Source organism: Actinopolymorpha sp. B11F2, assembly GCF_040195635.1.
Lineage (GTDB): Bacteria > Actinomycetota > Actinomycetes > Propionibacteriales > Actinopolymorphaceae > Thermasporomyces.
This window is the reverse complement of sequence record NZ_JBEFTX010000002.1, coordinates 306407-325443: the sequence shown is the minus strand read 5'-3', so window position 1 is coordinate 325443 and position 19037 is coordinate 306407. Positions and strand designations below refer to the sequence as shown.

The 19037-nt window shown below is 70.0% G+C and carries 14 protein-coding genes; 8 read left to right on the top strand and 6 right to left on the bottom strand.

The window, feature by feature from the left end:
• The first annotated feature begins 129 nt into the window (after positions 1-129).
• Positions 130-639 carry a transcription elongation factor GreA gene (greA, locus tag ABN034_RS05365; protein ID WP_349325361.1) on the top strand — a complete coding sequence of 170 codons (510 nt, stop codon included), beginning with the start codon at positions 130-132 and terminating at the stop codon, positions 637-639.
• Between the two features lie 360 nt (positions 640-999).
• On the opposite strand, the gene ABN034_RS05360 is transcribed toward greA, so the two are convergent.
• The 3 genes from ABN034_RS05360 to ilvA form a co-directional block, all read right to left on the bottom strand.
• Positions 1000-1440 carry a DUF2089 domain-containing protein gene (locus ABN034_RS05360; RefSeq protein WP_349689859.1) on the bottom strand — a complete coding sequence of 147 codons (441 nt, stop codon included), beginning with the start codon at positions 1438-1440 and terminating at the stop codon, positions 1000-1002.
• A complete protein-coding gene (locus ABN034_RS05355) occupies positions 1437-2594 on the bottom strand; it encodes a hypothetical protein (protein WP_349689858.1) in 1158 nt (385 codons plus the stop codon). Before ABN034_RS05355 ends, ABN034_RS05360 begins: the two co-directional genes overlap by 4 nt.
• Before the next feature lie 66 nt (positions 2595-2660).
• On the bottom strand, positions 2661-3884 hold the full coding sequence (ilvA, locus tag ABN034_RS05350) for a threonine ammonia-lyase (protein ID WP_349689857.1): 1224 nt from the start codon (positions 3882-3884) through the stop codon (positions 2661-2663).
• Positions 3885-4033: 149 nt separating this feature from the next.
• Here ilvA and ABN034_RS05345 point away from each other — a divergent pair, with 149 nt between their 5' ends.
• The 3 genes from ABN034_RS05345 to ABN034_RS05335 all read left to right on the top strand — a co-directional run bounded on the left by ABN034_RS05345 (position 4034) and on the right by ABN034_RS05335 (position 8221).
• Positions 4034-5524: a cytochrome P450 gene (locus ABN034_RS05345; protein WP_349689856.1), complete on the top strand. Its 1491-nt coding sequence runs from the start codon at positions 4034-4036 to the stop codon at positions 5522-5524.
• 308 nt (positions 5525-5832) lie between these two features.
• Positions 5833-6423 (top strand): MarR family winged helix-turn-helix transcriptional regulator, encoded by a 591-nt coding sequence (locus tag ABN034_RS05340; RefSeq protein ID WP_349689855.1) that lies wholly within the window; start codon positions 5833-5835, stop codon positions 6421-6423.
• A 109-nt stretch (positions 6424-6532) separates the two neighbouring features.
• A complete protein-coding gene (locus tag ABN034_RS05335) occupies positions 6533-8221 on the top strand; it encodes an MDR family MFS transporter (protein WP_349689854.1) in 1689 nt (562 codons plus the stop codon).
• A gap of 97 nt (positions 8222-8318) precedes the next feature.
• Here the strand turns inward: ABN034_RS05335 and ABN034_RS05330 are convergent, their stop codons facing one another.
• Positions 8319-9650: an AI-2E family transporter gene (locus tag ABN034_RS05330; protein WP_349689853.1), complete on the bottom strand. Its 1332-nt coding sequence runs from the start codon at positions 9648-9650 to the stop codon at positions 8319-8321.
• Positions 9651-9876: 226 nt separating this feature from the next.
• A complete protein-coding gene (locus tag ABN034_RS05325; protein WP_349689852.1) occupies positions 9877-10836 on the bottom strand; it encodes an ROK family protein in 960 nt (319 codons plus the stop codon).
• Positions 10837-11244: 408 nt separating this feature from the next.
• Here ABN034_RS05325 and ABN034_RS05320 point away from each other — a divergent pair, with 408 nt between their 5' ends.
• Positions 11245-12144 (top strand): hypothetical protein, encoded by a 900-nt coding sequence (locus ABN034_RS05320; RefSeq protein ID WP_349689851.1) that lies wholly within the window; start codon positions 11245-11247, stop codon positions 12142-12144.
• Positions 12145-12304: 160 nt separating this feature from the next.
• Here ABN034_RS05320 and ABN034_RS05315 read toward each other — a convergent pair whose 3' ends face one another.
• Entirely contained in the window at positions 12305-15913 is a 3609-nt protein-coding gene (locus ABN034_RS05315) for a hypothetical protein (protein ID WP_349689850.1), read from the bottom strand.
• A gap of 363 nt (positions 15914-16276) precedes the next feature.
• On the opposite strand from ABN034_RS05315, the gene ABN034_RS05310 reads away from it, so the two are divergent.
• The 3 genes from ABN034_RS05310 to ABN034_RS05300 all read left to right on the top strand — a co-directional run bounded on the left by ABN034_RS05310 (position 16277) and on the right by ABN034_RS05300 (position 18941).
• The gene (locus ABN034_RS05310; RefSeq protein ID WP_349689849.1) at positions 16277-17125 is read left to right on the top strand and encodes a GNAT family N-acetyltransferase; all 849 of its coding nucleotides are present in this window, start codon (positions 16277-16279) and stop codon (positions 17123-17125) included.
• Positions 17126-17147: 22 nt separating this feature from the next.
• Entirely contained in the window at positions 17148-18440 is a 1293-nt protein-coding gene (gene menC, locus ABN034_RS05305) for an o-succinylbenzoate synthase (RefSeq protein ID WP_349689848.1), read from the top strand.
• 111 nt (positions 18441-18551) lie between these two features.
• Complete coding sequence (locus ABN034_RS05300) at positions 18552-18941, top strand: DUF2784 domain-containing protein (RefSeq protein ID WP_349689847.1); 390 nt, start codon at positions 18552-18554, stop codon at positions 18939-18941.
• Positions 18942-19037 lie beyond the last annotated feature (96 nt).

Sequence of the window (19037 nt, the reverse complement as noted above, 5' to 3'; positions counted from 1 at the left end):
CGGATGGGTTCGGCGTTGTTAGCCTCATAGGTCAGTCCGCACTCTTCCGGACACGCACTGACAACATCCGCGGGATATCCCGGCATTCCGGGATGCCGATATGTCCCCACGATCGAGGAGCGACAGACCGTGACGCAGTCGACCGACGAGAACGTCATCTGGCTCACCCAAGAGGCCTACGACCGTCTCAGGGCGGAGCTCGACCATCTCACGGGCACTGTGCGAGCGGAACTCTCCCGCAAGATCGGCGAGGCCCGTGACGAGGGCGACCTGCGCGAAAACGGTGGATACCACGCCGCCAAGGAGGAACAGGGCAAGACCGAGGCCCAGATCCGCAAGCTCCAGGACATGCTGCGCCGGGCGCGGGTCGGCAACACCCCGCCCGACGACGGGATCGTCGAGCCCGGGATGAAGGTGACGATCCGGTTCGAAGGGGACGACGACACCGAGACGTTCATCCTCGGCTCGCGTGAGCTCCTCGCCCTCGACGACTCCGTCGACCTCGAGGTCTACTCGCCACAGTCACCGCTCGGCTCCGCGATCAGCGGCAAGCGCAAGGGCGACAAGGCGACGTACAAAGCCCCCAGCGGCCGCAAGCTCGCGGTCGAGATCGTCGACGCCGTACCGTTCGGCGCCTGATCGCGTCCTTTGACGTCGTAAGACGCGCCTGCGCCTCGCTACGCCGCCCTGGTCCGCTGCGCCTGAGCTGGCCACGCCGGAGCCTCGCCGCCCTCGGGTCCGCTGCGCCCGACTCTCGCCGCGCTCCGGACCGCTGCGCCCGACTCTCGCCGCGCTCCGGACCGCTGCGCCCGACCTTCGGCAAATGACCACGTTGAGCATGCCTGTCGACCCCGGAACAGGCGTCGACACCTGTCCAACGACAAATGGCACGCTCAACGTGGTCATTCAATGACAAGTGGCATGCCCAACGTGGTCATTCACAGGGTGCCGCCGCACTGACCGGGACGACGCCGGCGCCGACCGGCCGGCCGCGGTTGATCAGCCAGCGTCGCGGAGCTGCAGCGCTGCGGTGTCGACGTCGATGTCGCCTCTCGCCAGACTGGCGAGGACCTCTTCGCGGCTGTGCCCGGCCTGAGCAGCCTCGGCGGCACCACCGGCAGCGGCCGGGGCCGGCTCCAGACCCAGCTTGGTGAGCAGGTCGGCATACCGCTGGCGGGCCGTCGGATAGCTCACCCCGAGGTGCCGTTCGACCTCTCGCATGTTGCCGCGGGAGACCAGGAACACCTGCAACACCGAACGCTCGGCGTCGGTGAGACCGCAGAAGCCGCACGATTCGAAGACGCCGGAGAGCTCGCTTCCGCACGACCCGCAGCCCAGCCGGGTGACCTGCAGGCCCGCGCCACAGACCGGACAGTCACGTGGTGGCCGGTACTCCGGGATCCCAGACCCGCCATGCCCGTACGCATGGGATCCCGTCACGGCGCCTCTTTCACGGTCGCCGTGCCCATCACGACCTCGAGGTTGAGTACCGCGTCACCGAGACCGACGATGTGCTCCTCGCGGTCCTTGCCCGGAGGCTCCCACTGCACCCGCCCGAGTTGGACGTCGGGACGCACCCGCACACTCGACCCAGGCAGCAACCGCAGCTGCAACGAACCCGACTCGGCCCGCAGCCGCGACCGACCCTTGGTGATCTTGCCCTCGACCTGCGCCGATCCTGCCTGGACCAACAGGTCGATCGGGCCGTCGACGTCGCGGACGCGTGCCGACCCTGCGGTGACGCGCACCTGTTCGAGACCGGGGAGGCGTTCGGCGTTGACGCTTCCGGCGGTGACCTCGACCTCCACCGTCATGCTCGGGTTGACACGGACGGACAGCTCGCGACCGATGTCGAAGACCCGCTCCTGCACGTCGCGCAGGTTACGGCTCCGCATCAGGGTGAATCCGTCGATGGACGCGCCGAACTCCCCCTCGCTTGTGACGACCAGCGTGTCGCCTTCCTGACGTACGACATGGGGGCCGTCGACGGCCACGGTCGAGACGAACGGTTCGCCGATGATGCGCACCCGCCGCCCGACTGCGCGCACCCGGAGCCGGGTGATCGTTGCGGCGACCGGTACGGCCGTCTCACCTGCGTCCTCACGACCGGCGTCGGTTGCCTCTGTCGCGCCCGCGTCGCCCGTGGCTGTAGCGGCGTCGCCGGGCTCCCGGGCGGCATCGATCAACGGGGCGGCCTGCTCGGGGGTCAGCTTCCCGGCGGCCACCTCGGCGAGGATGGCGCGCACCGAACCTTCGGGTGTCACACTCGTCCCGCCGCCTGCGGCTGCTCGGGCCGCGTCGCCACCCGAACGCGCTTCACCTACCGAGCGTGCCGCCTCGCCGGCCTTGCGGCCCATCTGGTCAGCCGTACGCGCTGCCTCGTCGGCTACCCTGGCGGCCTTCTCGCCAGACCGCGCGGCCTTCTCACCGGACCGCGCGGCCTTCTCACCGGACCGCGCCGCCTTCTCGCTGCGCTGGTCCGCGTCCGCCTCGGCCGGAGTGGCCGCGCCCTGGCCGGGGCGTACCTCATCGGTCGCCTCCGCCCACGGGTCGGCGGATGTGCCCTCTGAATCGTGGGGTGTGTGCTCAGACATACCTTGATCTCACCCGCCACTACGGCAACTGTCAAGGGCGATTTTATAGATCATCAAGATCACTTACTAAAACGTGACTGGGTACCCTGCTTTGCGCAGACGGTCGAGGATCTCCTCACGATGGTGATTCCCTCGCGTCTCCACCTGAAGCGCCACCTCCACCTCGCCGAGATGCAGGCTCGCCGACGTCCGCTCGTGGATGACGTCGAGCACGTTCGCCTCCGCGGCCGCGAGTTCGTTCAGCAGGGCCGCGAGGCCACCCGGTTGGTCGGGCACGCGGACCCGGATCGACAGATAGCGCCCCGCCGCCGCCATGCCATGGCGTACGACCCGCATGAGCAGCAGCGGATCGACGTTTCCGCCGGACAGGACCGCCACGACGGGCGGCTCGTACGCAGCCGGCGAGTCCAGTAGGGCCGCGACTCCGGCGGCTCCCGCCGGCTCGACCAGCAGCTTGGCGCGTTCGAGCAGCAGGAGCAGGGAGCGCGACAGCGACTCCTCCGAGACGGTCACGATGTCGGAGACGTAGCGGCGTACCAGGTCGAACGGCATCACACCCGGACACCCCACCGCGATTCCGTCCGCCATCGTCGCCATGTGCGGGACTGCGACCGGATGGCCGGCCGCGAGCGAGATCGGGTACGCCGCCGCGCCCGCCGCCTGCACCCCCACCACCCGCGCCGCCGACCCGCTTCCCGCCAGGGCTGCCGCGACCCCGGCCACGAGCCCACCGCCACCGACCGGGACGAGGACCGTCGCAACATCCGGGCACTGCTCGACGATCTCCAGGCCGAGTGTTCCCTGACCGGCCACGACATCCGGGTGGTCGAACGGATGAATGAGCACAGCACCTGTCTCATCGGCGAACGCCCGCGCCGCCCGCAACGCCTCGTCCACCGTGTGCCCGACGAAACGGACCTCAGCACCGTAGGAGCGGGTCGCCTCCTCCTTCGGGATCGGCGCGCCCAACGGCATGAACACCGTTGCCGCCGTGTCGAGCAGGCTCGCCGCCAGCGCGACACCCTGGCCGTGATTGCCGGCACTCGCAGCGACCACACCCCGCGCGCGTTCGGCAGCCGCCAGCCGGGCGATGCGGACGTATGCACCACGGATCTTGAACGAACCCGCCCGCTGGAGGTTCTCGCACTTCAGCTGGACCGGCCCACCCACCCGGTCCGACAGCCAACGCGATCCTTCCATCGGCGTTGTCCGGGCGACTCCGTCCAGCGTGTGCGCCGCACGGGTGATCTCGTCATAGATTGCCGCCAGCTCGAGCGGTCCCGGAGTCATGTCCGGCAGTCTCGCACTCCGCGGCGTTGGTTCTGCGGCAGTCGGGCGAGCCGCCCTCGCTCGCCGTACCTAGGGGCGTATGACCCGAACCGCGTCGGACCGGAGTGGCGGTGTGGAAGAGGCGCGCGGTACGGGCGTACAAACAAGTCATGCGGATCGCCCGGCCACCAGGACCACACGGCGTTTTGCTCTATGCAGGCCTGCTCGCCAGCGGCTCCCCGACCGACTACCTCACCCGCGTCACCGCGCGGCATCCGCGGGTCGCCCACCTCCGGCTGGGGCGCGAGCACGTCTACGTCCTCGGCCACCCCGATCTGGTCCACGAACTGTTCGTCGTCCACGGCCGCTCCACGCGGAAGGGTCGCGCACTCGAACGGATCCGGATGCTCCTCGGCGACGGCCTCCTGACCAGTGAGGGCGAACTGCATCGTGCGCAGCGAAGGCGCATCCAGCCGGCCATGCACGGCGGACGGGTGGCGGCGTATGCGGAGACGATGGTCGCAGCCGCGTTGGAGCACGATGCCCGTTGGCGGATCCTCTCCGGGGCCGGGCCGGCAGCCGAGGAGACCGCCGACACTCCGGTCGGCGGGCCGACGCACGGTCCGGTCGGCGGGCAGTTCGACGGGCAGTTCGACGGGCTGGTCGACGGAGCGGTGGACACGCCGGTCGGCGGGCCAGTCGGAGCGGCCGCCAACGCACCCGCTCCCGCGACCGTTGACATGGCAGAGGAGATGTCGGGGCTTACGCTCACCATTGTCGGGCGGGCCCTGTTCGGCTCCGACCTGCGCGAACTCGCGAAGCCGGTCGCCGAGTCGCTCGGCGTACTTCTGCGCGGGTTCCAACGGCACGTCCTGCCGGGAAGTGACCTGCTGCTCCGGCTCCCCACCCGCCGACGGGCTGGCCTCTTCGCCGCCGTCGACCGGCTCGACCACCTGGTCCGGCAGCTGATCGACCAGCGCCGGGCGGCCCCTCCGGGACCAGACCTTCTGTCGGCGCTCCTCACGAGCATCGACGACGACTCTCTCGTCCGCGACGAGGTGATGACGCTGCTGCTCGCCGGACACGAGACCACGGCGACCGCGCTGACCTGGACGTGGTGGCTGCTCTCGGAACACCCCGAGGTCGCCACGTGGCTTCATGAGGAGGTGGACGGGTACGACCGGGACGACCTGTCGTCCGCCGACCTGGACCGGTTGCCCCGGACCAGGGCGGTGTTCGCCGAAGCCCTGCGGCTCTATCCACCATCGTGGATTCTCGGCCGGCGTACGCTCGTCGATCTGGAGCTCGACGGCTGGACGCTACCGGCGGGGTCGCTGTGCGTGGCCAGCCAGTGGGTCCTCCACCGGGATCCGCGGTTCTGGAACGCGCCTCTCGAGTTCCGGCCCCAGCGATGGATCACCCGCGAAGGCCGGTGGGACGAAGCCGCGCCGGGGCAGCCGCGCGCTGCGTACCTTCCGTTCGGGATCGGGTCGCGAATCTGCGTCGGCTTGGCGTTCGCGTGGATGGAGGGCGTCCTCGTCCTCGCCACGCTGGCCCGCCGGTGGGCCGCGCAGACCCTGCCTGATCAGGTCGTCGCCGTACGCCCGGCGGTCACCCTGCGACCAAGGAACGGCATCCGGATGAGCCTCCACCAGCGTTGACCCTCCGCCCCGTGATCATGATCGTGATCATGGGAGTTTTTGGGCACATAGCACCGCTTTCCCTTCATGATCACGGCCGACTGCCCCGCCCAGCACCGCCTGCCGGTGGAGCTCGCCCGGACCGCCATTTCATGATCATGAAAGTTTTTCGTCACATACGCCCCTTTCTCTTTCACGATCACCATCATGATCACGGGAAACGCCGGGGGCAGCCCGCCGGCCGCTGGGCGCAGCTGGATACGAGGCGCACGAGCGTCACTTCGTAAAGTAATACTTGCATGACGCAACTACCGACCTACACTTGCACGGTGCAAGCAGTTCACTCGTCGGCCGCCGACCGGCCCGGGCTCTCCCGCGAACGTCCGCGTGACACGCCGGAGGCGCTCCTCGTCGCCCTGATGCGGATGATCCGCCTGATCAAGCGGACGCAACCCACCGCGATCGAGCCCGCACTGCAGTACGTCCTCTACACCGTCAACTGTGCCGGACCGCTGCGGCTCTCCGACCTCGCCGAACAGGTCCAGCTCGACGTCTCCACGGTGAGCCGGCACGCCCGCGCGCTCGAGACCTCGGGTTATCTCCAGCGCACCGTCGATCCCGACGATCGCCGTGCGGCCCATCTGTCCGTCACGAACGCCGGACGCCAGGTGCTCGACGATGCGTTCGCGCGCCGTCGGGCGAACCTCGACGCCGCCCTCGCCGACTGGCCGGAAGGCGATCTTCACACGCTCGAACGCCTGCTCAACCGGCTTGCCGACGACCTCGAACACCAGTCCTCACGAGGCGCGGGGACAGGTGCGGGGACAGGCGCAGGCGCAGGTCCGGATCCTTCCCGTTCATCCGTACCGCCCGCTCCTGACCCACCTCGGCCCAGCACTCCGGAAGTGCACGACGCCTGACCACGGGTGACCCGGGACACCCGGCGTCGCCGGCCTCGCGCCACCCAAGCGCGAGTGACACCACGTCCGTCACACCGTTCCCACGTAACAACCCGCAGGAGACCATTCGATGACCGAGCAGCAACCTCCGCCCTCGACCACACCCGCCGCCGCATCCGCCGCATCCGCCACATCGGCCGCTGGATCGGCCGCACCCGGCACACCGGCGGCCGTGCCCGCGGGCGCGGCGCCGGCGGAGGTCGAGGGCAACACGTACCTCTCCCACCGGCAGATCCTCATCGTGCTCGGCGGCCTGATGGCCGGCATGCTGCTCGCGGCACTCGACCAGAGCATCGTCGGTACGGCACTCCCGCGCATCGTCAGCGAACTCGGCGGCCTCGACAAGTTGTCCTGGGTCGTCACCGCCTACCTCCTCACGTCCACGGCATCCACTCCGCTGTGGGGCAAGATCTCCGACCTCTACGGCCGCCGACCGATGTTCCAGGCGGCCATCGGGACGTTCCTCGTCGGCTCGGTGCTCTCGGCGCTCTCGCAGAACATGCTCGAACTCGTCGCCTTCCGGGCCATCCAGGGCCTCGGCGGCGGAGGCCTCATGGCGCTGGCGTTCGCGGTGATCGGCGACATCATCCCGCCCCGCCAACGCGGCCGGTACCAGGGTTACTTCGGCGTCGTGTTCGGCGTCTCCAGCGTCGCCGGACCTCTGCTCGGCGGTTGGTTCACCGATGGCCCAGGCTGGCGGTGGATCTTCTGGATCAACCTGCCGATCGGCGCCGCCGCGCTGGTCGTCACGTCGTACGCCCTGCGGATGCCGAAGATCCGGCGCAACCACAAGATCGACTACCTCGGCGCGGCCACCATCGTGGCGGCGGTGTCCTGCCTGCTGCTGTACCTGTCGTGGCGTGGCGAGTCGGCCGGCTGGACCGAGGGATGGGCGCTGGCCCTGCTCGGGGCGAGTGTCGTGCTCGTCCTGCTCTTCGTCCTGGTCGAGTCGCGTGCCTCCGAGCCGATCATCCCACTCCGGCTCTTCCGCAACTCGGTCTTCACCGTGAGCAACGCGTTCGGCCTGCTCGCCGGGTTCGTGATGTTCGGCACGATCATCTACCTGCCGTTCTACCTGCAGGTCGTCCAGGGCATGTCGCCGACGGCCTCCGGGCTGGCGATGCTTCCCACCGTCGCGGGAATCTTCACGTCCTCGATCGGGTCCGGCCAGCTCATCACCCGCTCCGGGAAGTACAAGATCTACCCCGTCATGGGTGGCCTGATCATCGCGTTCGGTGTGTGGCTCCTGTCCCGCCTCCACGCGGACTCGTCGTTGTGGACGATCGGGCTCTATGCCTACGTCGTCGGATTCGGGCTCGGCCTCACGATGGCGACGATCATGACCGCGGTCCAGAACTCCGTGCAGATGCGCGACATGGGCACCGCCTCCAGCTCGGTGACGTTCTTCCGGACCATGGGCGGAGCGATCGGCACAGCGATGTTCGGGGCCATCCTCACCAGTCGGCTGGCGACCCACCTGGCGGAGGAACTGCCCGCGCGGGCTGCGGCGCAGATCCCTGAGGGCGCCACCCAGAACGTCACCGCCATCCAGAACCTCCCGCCGGTGCTCAAGGAGCCGGTGATCGAGGCGTTCGTACGTTCCCTGCACGACGTCTTTCTCGCCGGCGTGCCGTTCGCGCTCGCTGCGTTCGTCATCGTGCTGTTCCTGAAGGAGCTCCCCCTCGCGACCGGCCAACCGACGGCGGGCGGCTCGGCACCCGAGGGCGGCACGGAACCCGAAATGGCCCGCTCCCGCTAGCCAGCAGCGCGCCCCAGCAACAGTCGGCGGGTCCGCGCGGCCAGTGACCGCGGGGCCCGCCGATCGCTGTCATGGGGCGACGGGAGGCGATCGCGGGTCAACCTGGCGGTGGCGCCGGCATCTGTCGCGTGTCCGCGGTCGTACGCTCCTGCGCGAGGTGCCGGACGATGCCGTTCAGAACCGCCACGAGGGGTACGGCGAAGAGCGCACCCGCGATGCCGGCGAGGTAGGCACCGGCACCGATTCCCAACAGGATCGCCACCGGATGCAGCCGGACGAACCTTCCCAGCAGGAACGGCTGCAACACGTGCGCCTCCAGCTGCTGTACCAGCAGGACGCCGCCGAGCATGATGAGCGCCACGAACGGTCCCTTCGCGACGAGCGCGACCAGCACGGCGACCGCACCCGACACGAGCGCACCGATGATCGGAACGAACGACGCGAGGAACACCAGGACCCCGATGGGTACGGCGAACGGCAGGCCGAGGACCAGCGCGACGATCATGATGCCCACCCCGTCGACGAACGCGACGATCACCGTCGCCCGGACGAACGCCGTCAGCGACACCCATCCGCGCCGCCCCGACGAGTCGGCGAGGACGCGTGCCGACCGCGGGAAGAAGCCGACGAGGAAGCGCCAGATGCGTTCGCCGTCGTACAGCATGAAGTACGTCGTGAACAGCGCAAGGAAGAGCCCGCCCACCACGTGGCCCACCGTGGTACTCACTCGGAGGGCACCCTCGGTGAGCTGGTTCGTCGTGACGAGCTCGCCCAACGACTGGAAAGCGTTGTCGATCTCGGCCTCTGACAACTTCAGCGGACCGCGGATGAGCCAGATACGTACCTGGTCGATCCCGTCGACAACCTGGCGGTAGAGCCCCTGGTAACCGGTCGCGACCTGTTGGCCGACGAGCGCCAGCAGACCGAGGACGACGATGATGAGGCCGAGCAGGGTCAGACCGGCGGCGACCCCGCGCGGCAGCCCGGAGCGGTGCAGCCAGTCGGTGAGCGGAACGATCAGCGCGGTGACCAGGGCCGCGATCAGCACGGGTACGACAATGATGCTGAGCTGGAGCAGCAGGTAGCCCGTCACCCCGGCGGCGGCCAGGATCAACAGCAGGCGCCACGACCATTCGCTGGCAACGAGAACGCCGTGTGGGATGTCCACCTCGGGGACGCGCGGTGCGGCCGTGCTCGTGGTCTCTGCCCGGCGCTCCGCATCACCAGGAACAGGACCAGCGTCAGTCGGAGGAACCGGAGCTGCGCCAGTGTCACGGGCGGGGCCAGTGTCACGGGCAGCGTCCACGTCACGGGTGGGGCCCTCGCCACCGCGCCGGCCGGGGGTCTCCGGCCGGCGGCCCGCTCGGCCGGACAGGCGCGCCGCCACCCGACGCAGCCGACCCCGCCAACCAGCCCTCCCGGTGATCATGCCGGGCTCCTACCCGGGAACGAACACCCGGAACGCGGCGCGCCCGAGCTCGCCACAGGATGGTCACCCGGTGGGTACTCCCGGCCGTCACTCCTGCCGGTCATCCGGGTCGGTCATCCCAGCCGGTCCCCAGCCGCTCATCCCAGTCAGCCATCCCAGCCGCTCATCCCGGTCAGCCATCCCAGCCGCTCATCCCGGTCACCCTCGGTCGGTCACCTTCGGTCGGTCATCCGGGGGCCCAGTACTGATCGCCCGCCAGGACGAACGCGGCCGCTCCGACGATTCCGGCGTTCTGGTCCAGACTCGCGCGCCTGACAACCACGTCCCGGGCGAACTCGATCCTGGCGTACGTTCGAAGGCTCTGTTCGAGCGGCTCGAACAGCAGGCCGCCCACCTGGGAGACGCCGCCACCGACCACCACGAGCTCAAGGTCACAGAGTGCGACGGCCGAAGCGATGCCGATACCGACCGCATGCCCCGCGCGTTCGAACGCCTTCCGCGCGATCTTGTCGCCGGCCAGCGCGTCGTCGGCGAGATGCTTGGCCGTTGCCGCCTCGTCGTCCTGGCGCCAGCCCTGCTGGCGGGCCCACGTGACGAGCGCCGGCCCTCGAGCGATGGCCTCGACGCAACCGCGCCCCCCGCAGCCGCACTCCGGCCCGGTCGGGTCGGCGACGATGTGACCGACGTGGCCAGCGTTGCCGCTGCGGCCGTCGATGAGCCGGCCGCCGAGTACGAGCCCGCCACCGACGCCGGTGGACACCACCATGCCGAGCATGTTGGCCACTCCGCGACCGGCGCCCCGCCAGTGTTCGGCCACGACGACGGCGACCGCGTCGTTGTGCACCCGGACCGGAACGTCCGGGTAGGCAGCACTCAACCGATCCCGCAACGGGAAGTCCCGCCAGGGCAGCAGGTTCACCGGCGACACCACGCCGGCGGGCCAGCGCATCGGACCGCCGCACCCTACGCCCACGCCCTGGATGGCCGGTCGCCCGGCAGCGTCCAGAACGTTTTCGCACAAGGTATGCAATCGTTCCCAGATGGCGAGGTCACCGTCGTCAGGACCCAGAGTGGTGGGCGCGCGGTCGCTGACCAGGACGTCGCCTTGCGCGGACACGACACCGGCCGCGATCTTCGTACCCCCGATGTCCACGGCGAGCACCGGGGCGGCCGACTCGTCCCTCATCCGGCCGGCACCGGTGCTCGACCCAGAGTCCGCCGACCCAGTATCCGCCGACCCAGTACCCGCCGACCCAGGATCCGGCGACCCAGGATCCGGCGACCCAGAGTCCGGCCACCTGGAGTCGGCGGGCGGTTCAGTGGGGCTGCCGAGGTCGTTCTGGCCGGGCCGATGAGTCGCGCCCTGGCCCGAAGTGCTTTCGCTGGTATCTCCGGAGGTGTCGTCGGTCATGCCAGCATCTTGCCGGGTGCTGCCACGATCCTTCTCAGGAGGACGACACTGTGCTCATTGATCGAGACGGCTCCCATCGATCGAGACGGGTCCACCGATCACGACAGGTAGATCGATGGGCCGGGCTCATTTGTCGGTAGGGGCTCGTTGATCCAGTCAGGCTCATGGAACGGGACGGGTGCCATGGCATGGGACAGCGGTTGGCGCGACGCCTCACCCGACGTGGCCGAGGTGGTCGATCCCCCGCGCCGCGGTCCCGGCTGGGCCCGCCCGGTCGCCGTCGCCCTGGTACTCCTCGTGGCGGGTCTGCTGCTCTTCGCCCGTCTCACCAGCTCCGCCGTTCGCGCCGAAGCGGCACCGGCGGCCTTCCTCGACAGCTACACGGTCGAGCTGGCCATCCAGCTCACCAACAGCGGCGATGACCACCTCGAGATCACGCCGGACCTGCGGCCACTGGCCGGGATGGAGTTCCGTGGCGCCCGCGACACCGCCCGCCAGCCCGTTCATGCACAGCATCCGATCCAACTGCCCGCACAGGGTCGTACGACACTCTCCCTGACCTGGCAGGTCACCGACTGCGTGCCGGCCCGGGCGGCCAAGGCCACGGAGATCGCCCTTCCGATGCTGGTCAGGCCGTTCGTCGGCGCGGCGGACACGATGGACGTGTCGGCGGGAACCCTCTACGACCTCACGCCTGCGGTGTGCGACCAGCACCCTGGGCGCGGAGTTCCTCGGCTCGTCGGGCAGGAAGTGACGCCCGGCCCAGAGGGGGTGTCGGTCGCGCTCGACGTCTTCAACGGTGGCGGTCGACCGTTGACCTTCCGCGCCGCTGACCTCCCGGCCGGATGGATCCACCTGAACAACGTCACCGCGTCGCCCGCCACCGACCGGCAGATCCCGGTCGGTCACGAACGAACGGTCCGGCTGCGCTTCGCGCCGCACGACTGCTCGGCACCCATCGAAGGTCCGGCGATGCTCAAGCTGCGTTTCGACAGTGGAGACGGCACCCGCTCGCAGCTTCTCTCCGTACGCCTGGCGGAGAGCTGGGCGAACCTGCTCGGTGTGTGTTCGCCGGAGTACTGAGACAGCTCGCCGGGGTCATCCCCCCACCCGGCTGTCGCGCGTTCCGACCACCACCGGGCGAATCGCGGGGGCGCCGAGCGAGGCGTACCTTCCTGCGACTCCGCCACCCCGTCGCCGTGCCGTGGGCAAGCGCCGAGCGGACCTCCGCGGGCGGCGTGCGTCAGCGCAACCGGCCGAGTCGGGAGTATGCCCCAGGCTGGGGACCGTCGGCGACGTGCTGGGGTGGCGGTGGCTCGGACTCGAACCGTGGCAGGTCGGCGAGGTCGACCATCGGTGGGGACGACCCGTCCGTACGCCTGCGCGCCGCGTCGATAGCCATCTCGGCGAGGTAGGCGGCCAACCTGGCGTTGCGAAGCTGGCCCTCGGCGGGCGTGGCGGCCAACATGTCACCGGCCCGCCGGGCGGCATCGTCCGTGGCGACCGCGCCGCGCTGCTCGACGACCCGCCCGAAGATGGTGGCGTAGTCACCCGCGTCGAAGTCACGGGTACGGACCACCCGCCACCATGCCGCGAGCGCCGGGTTGATATCGACCAGACGGCGGTATCCGTCGGGCCCGGTGAACACCACTACCTGCAGGTCAGTTCCGCAGATACTGATCAGCCGGTGCAGTTCCTCGGCCAGTGCCGCACCACGGGCGCCGTCGCTGATGATCTGGTCGAGGTCCTCGATGGCCAGCAGGCGTTCGCCGAGACAACCGTCCACCCATTCACGCAACTGCCCGACGGCCGTCGTGGGATCGAGCCGGGCGAGATGCTCGTATCTGATCGTGATGGCGGTGCCGTCGAACCCGCGCGCCGTCACCAACTTCGACAGCACGTCGACGGTCATGCCCTCGCCCGTGCCGGGTGGTCCGGCGACGAGGAGACGCAGGTCCTGTTCGGGCGCGGCGACCGCCTCACGAAGTGCGGTGACCAGGGCAGGCTGGCCGACGATGCTGTCGATCAGGGCCAACACCTGGGCGCGCGGGCCTGTCGGCTCGCGGCGCGTCCACATGGCATAGTCGCCGGGCTCAGACTCGGCCTCGACCGGTTCACGGTAGTCGCCGGGCGGTGTGGCGTTGTACCACGCGAAGTCGTTGCTCGGGCTGCCGACCAGGCTCGCGGGCGGAGCCACGGGAGCTGGGAAAGCCGGCCCGCCAGAGCCTGCTTGGCTACCAGAGCCGCGTTGGGCGCCATAGCCGAGCTGGTCACCGGGGCCACTCTGTACGCCGGGCCCACTGTGTACGTCGGGGCCGCCCTGACTGGCCGGTGCGCCCCGGCCGGCCGTGCCGCCATAGCCACCGTGCCCCCCTGAGACCCAGGCGCCGCCGTGTCCGGCGGTTCCCTGTCCACCGGATCCCTGTCCACCGGATCCCTGTCCACCGGATCCCTGTCCACCGGATCCCTGTCCACCGGATCCCTGTCCACCGGATCCCTGTCCACCGGCGTGCGGGTGAATCGGATCAGCGGACCGGTCGGCCGGTATCCGGCCTCCGTTGCGCTGGTGGTCCGGGCCAGGGCTGTCGGGGTGCTGTCCGTGACTGGCGAACGCCTCGAACCCCCATGTACCGGCCACAGCCTCGGAGGATGTGTGCTGCTCGTGTTCTGATCCCGCGCCGTGTGATGCCCCGTGCGGACCAGTGTCGGCGTGGTCTCGCCCCGACTCGTTCGCTCGGCGTCCTTGCGGAGGGGTCGACGGCCCGATCAGTCCGAGCATCTGCTGGGAGAAGGCCGTGGTCGCGTCGCCACCCTCAGGTGGCATGGGCTTGGCGTGGGCTCCCGTGATCTGCTCGGGCGGGACGGACGATGCCCCCGCCTCCGACTCCGCGATGGACAGACGATCAGCGACGGCGCGTCGGCCACGTTCGGACTGGGCCGGTTCGCGGGTGCTTCGTTCCGGTTGAGCTATGTCGGAAGGGGGCGAACCCGCTGCAGCGTCGGCAGCTGCCGGGTCCGAAGACGCGGTCTGACCAGCCTCGCCCTGCTGCTCGGGTCGCGTTGGCTGTTCGGGAGGCGTCACCTGTCCAGCACGTGCAGGAACTCCGGCTTCGCCTTCCTGCCCGGCCCGCGCGGGCTGGTCTGGCTGCGTGGCCGGTGTCGCGCTGGCCGCCTGGTCCGGTCGTGCAGGCCGCTCTGACGCTGCGGTGTGGTCGGGGTGTTCTGGCAAGTCGTGCCCAGCGGTGATCTGGTCCGGATCCGCACCAGTCGGGTGTCCCTCGGCCGCCGAACCGTCGGCTCGGCTCGCGCCAGTCCGGTCCGCTTCGACGGGTTCCCCAGGAGCGTCTCCCTGTGCCTGTTCCACCAGGTCTGGTTCCACCCGGCCTGGTTCCACCGGAGCCGGGTCGAGTGAGGCCCGCTCCGCCGCGGCACGGTCCCGGCGGGCGCCAGCGCCCTCACTCATCGGCTGGTCGCTGGCCGACTCCCGGACAGCGGCCTCTCGCGTTGCAGGGTCCCGCGCACCTGCCTCCTGGGGAGCCGACGCCGCGGCCGACTCCTGCGTACGCGCCCTTTCTCCAGCCGCCGGCTCGACGGCGACCTCATCGCCCGGCCGCTCCTCCGGGGACGGGCCTGAGCCGAGACTCTCGCCAGCGAACTCCTCCTCGGGAAGCCGACCGCCAGCCTGAACGCCGAAAGGGAACGCGGCATCAGCCGCCACCCACCCCGCCACCGAGCTGGACCCGGTGAGAGGGTGCCGCACCCGGCGTACCCGGAAAAGCCGGCGTACGTCCTCCTGGAAACAGTCGACGGGCACGAGGCACGGGCGGGGGGTCGCCGGAGCCCCCGGGAGACCCTGGACCGCGCCTGTGAGGCGTACGGAAAGGTCGAGCCAGGCGCGGCTGAGCTCGAGTTCGCCGGCGACGAGCGCCCTCGCGAGCCAGTCGCGGACCCGGCGCCGCCAGGCCCCGGCGTTCCAGGTCCGCAGGACGACGCGCAACTGTTGCTGCACCTGGGAGTACAGCTCGCCCCGGACCCCGACCGCGAGCTCGGCAGGAGCCTCGGTCATACCGGCCTGGATCAGCAACGAGACGAACGCCTGGGTCGAGTCGCCGCCGCCCGGGACAAGGGTGCCGAGTCGCTCGTGCGCCGCGATCCAGCCGTCGACGATCCAGCTGAGGTAGCCGACCGGTCCGGTGAGCTCGGGCAGGATGGCCACCAGGTCGTCGCCGGCGAGCTCGGCCCAGCGTTCCTCGAGCCGGCCCCACTCGGAGCGGACGTACGGCGTGGTGAGGGTTGCCTCGAGCAGGTCGGCGTCGCGTCGTGCCTCGTCGTACAGATGCAACAGTGCCTGCCGACGTTCGTTCAGTGGGACGACACCGTCGAGGGCTTGCAGCGCTTCCGTGGTGAGGTCGAGCGCCACCGTGCGGCGGGCGCGGTCGTCTCCGGCGGCCTGGAAGAGGTTCCGGCCGGGCGGCCGCCAGGAGGATCCCTGTGCCACCCAGCGGCGGTCGGGTTCGGCCTCGATGACGGGATGGATCCGGAAGCGCTCGACCAGGTCGTGTTCAACCCGGCGACAGACGCCGGCGCGCACGGCGGCGTCACCGCAGAGGAACGCCACCATGCCCAGGACGTCGGCGACGACGGCGGGGGTCGGGGTGCGCAGTCCGGGCTGCTTGCCGAGGGTGAGCTGTGCCGATCGCCGGTCGGCGACCAGGGTGTCGATGCGGGCCGCCGCCTCGTCGAGGAGGCCATCGGGCACCGCCCACGGCCCGTGAGAGTAGACATCCAGCACGGGCCCGTCGGTGAACAGCAGGTCGAGAGCTCCGCGTAGCCGGGACTCACTCGTGACCACAGTCGTCCTCCGTGCCGACGGGTGTCGCGTTGGCCCTCAGGGCGACCCCGACCGGCGGTCGGATCGCGAACAGGACAGATCGCCGCGAAGCCTAGCGGAGTGGTGCGAGAAAGACATCGGCTGGCGGGGGCGGATGGATCACACCGAGCGGCGGCCGAGGATCTCATGGCCAAGCCACGAAGTGGTGGCACCACGCCCGGCGTGTCCCCGATTCTTTTCGCGCCGTCTGCGCGGCGAGTCGGGGACGTGAACCGATCGACGAGGCAGCCCGGGACGTCGGCAGCCCACGACGTCGGCAGGCCCCGGACGTCGGCAGGCCGGGGCGTCGGCGCCGCGTTCGCGGCCAGTGAAAGCATCAGCCTCATGGACACCGCTGCCGGGCCCTCCCTCACGGTCCGTCCGCTCGAACAGCCGGCGGAGATGAAGGCGAGCGTCGAGCTCTACCGCGCTGTCCTCGAACTCGGACCGACCGCGCCCGCCGTCAGCCCGCGGCTGCTCTGGGCACTGCGCCGCAACGGTGGTTCGGTGATCGGGGCGTTCGACGGCGAGCGGCTGGTTGGCTTCGCGTACGGATTCGTGGGGAAGGACGCCACCTCGGGCGAGGTCTACCACTACTCGCAGGCCGCTGTGGTGCATCCGCAGTGGCAGGGGCGCGGGGTAGGTCGGGCGCTGAAGTTCGGCCAACGCGCGTACGTCCTCGGCACCGGAATCACGACCATGCGCTGGTCCTACGATCCGGTTCGCGCCGGCAACGGGCACTTCAACCTCGACGTCCTGGGGGCACGGGCGAGGTGGTTCGTCCCCAATCTCTACGGTGTCGAGGACATGGGGCGCGACCCCGGCCATCCGAGCGACCGGCTGATCGTGGAGTGGGACCTTGCGGGGCCGCCGTCGCCACCGGCCGTGGACCAGGTTCCGACCCGTCTGCCCGGATGGGGCGAACTCGTCCGGGAGGGCACGGACATGCTGATCGGCATTCCGCGCTCGTGGTCCGACGTCGCGCGTGAACCGGACCGTGCGAAGCAGGTGCGGACAGCGGTGAGTACGGCGTTCGAACGAACGTTGGGCCAGGGATACGTCGCGGTGTCGTGCCGGGCCGACGACACGGACTCGGCGTGGTACCGGCTCCGGCCTGCGTCCGCGAGCATCGGTCTCACGCCGGCCGCGCCGGGCTCACCTTCCGCCACCGGCGACAGGACGCAACGACCGTGAGCCAGCTACGGAGGACGACCCGATGAGCCCGGAACCAGCCAGCCCGGAACCAGCCAGCCCGGAACCAGCCAGCCAGAAACCAGGCAGCCAGAAACCAGGCAGCCCGGACCCGACGACACCCGAGCCGACTACGCGAGGGACGAAGGCACCCGACCCGAGGACCCAGGCACCGACGAACGACAGCTCGGCGGTTTCCCTCGTCGGCGTGGAGGCGTTCCGGGTCCGCCTGCCGCTGGTGCACGAGTTCGAGACGAGCTCGCACCGCAAGTCCTACCTCGAACACATCCTGGTCCGACTCGAGGACACGGCCGGCTTCGTGGGCTGGGGCGAGATCGCGTCGCCGAGCGATCCGTTCTACTCGGCGGAGACGGTCGACACGTGCTGGTGGATGCTGGCCACCCACCTTGCACCTGCCGTACTCGCGCACCGGTGGACGACGCCGTGGGAGGCCGACCTCGCGTGGGCGCGGATCCGGGGACACAACTTCGCCAAGGCCGGCTTCGACATGGCCTGCTGGGATCTCGCGTGCCGGCGGGAGGACATGTCGCTCGCGAGCGCGTTGGGCGGCACCCGAACCACCGCGCCAGCGGGCGTCAGCCTGGGCATCGAACCCACCATCGACGATCTGCTCGCCCAGGTGAGCCACCACCTCGACGACGGATACCGGCGGATCAAGCTCAAGATCGCACCCGGGTGGGACACCGAACCGGTCCGCGCGGTCCGCGGCACCTATCCCGATCTCGCGCTGCAGGTCGATGCCAACGGCGCGTACGACGAGGATCCCGTTCATCTGAACGCGCTCCAGGCCCTCGACGCGTACGACCTGCTGCTGATCGAACAGCCCTTCGCGCCGGGAGCCCTGGCCGCGCACGCACGCCTGCAGGCGCGTCTTGACACCGCACTGTGCCTGGACGAGTCCATCGACGACCTTGATCAGCTCGACACGGCAATGGCGCTCGATGCGGCGAAGATCCTCAACATCAAGGTGTCCCGGATGGGTGGGATCACGCCGGCACGACGTGCGCATGACCGCGCGGTCGCCGGGGGGTGGCAGGTCTGGTGTGGGGGGATGCACGAGTTCGGGATCGGTCGCGCGGCCAACGTCGCGCTCGCCAGTCTGCCCGGTTTCGCCTTACCCAGCGACGTTTCGGGCTCGGACAAGTACTACACCCAAGACGTGGTGGATCCGCCGATCCGGGCGTACGACGGAGAGGTGCCGGTGCCGCTCGACCGCCCGGGGCTGGGCCACGACGTCGACGAGGACCTGATCCGCTCCCTCGCCGGCGACACGTTCGCTCTGCGCCCTCCCCCGTGATCATGAACGCGATCGTGAAGGTGGCGGCGGCGCGGCCACCGCACCTCACGCCCGCGGTGCGATAGTGGAGAAGAGTGCTCTCGGTCTCGCAGCCTGCTGGAGGTGGCTGCCATGGGATTCCGGGCCCTCGTCGTGGCCGCCGCCACCGCGCATTTCGCCTTCATGGCCTACGTCATCTTCGGTGGATTTCTTGGCTGGCGCTGGCCTGGCGCCATCGGCCCTCATCTGGCTGCGGTGTGCTGGGGGCTGGTCGGCACGCTGGTTCCGCTCGCCTGCCCCCTCACCGCGACAGAGAACTGGGCACGTGGCAGGGCAGGCGAACCCCTTCTGCGGGGAGGGTTCATCGACCACTACCTCACCGGCGTCGTCTACCCCGAGCAGCTGGCAGGCGGTCTCAGGTTCCTCGCCCTGTCGATGGCCCTGTTGTCGTGCACCGTGGCCACCCTGCGGTGGCGGCGCCGGCGGATCCCGCGGCGAAGAGACTTGTCCGTAACTCGCTGAACGGTGATGGATACCGATTCTTCGGACAGGTCCCTTCGGACACGTACAGCTGCCCGGGGCGGTAGCGACGACCCGGCCGCACCGTGACACCTGCGC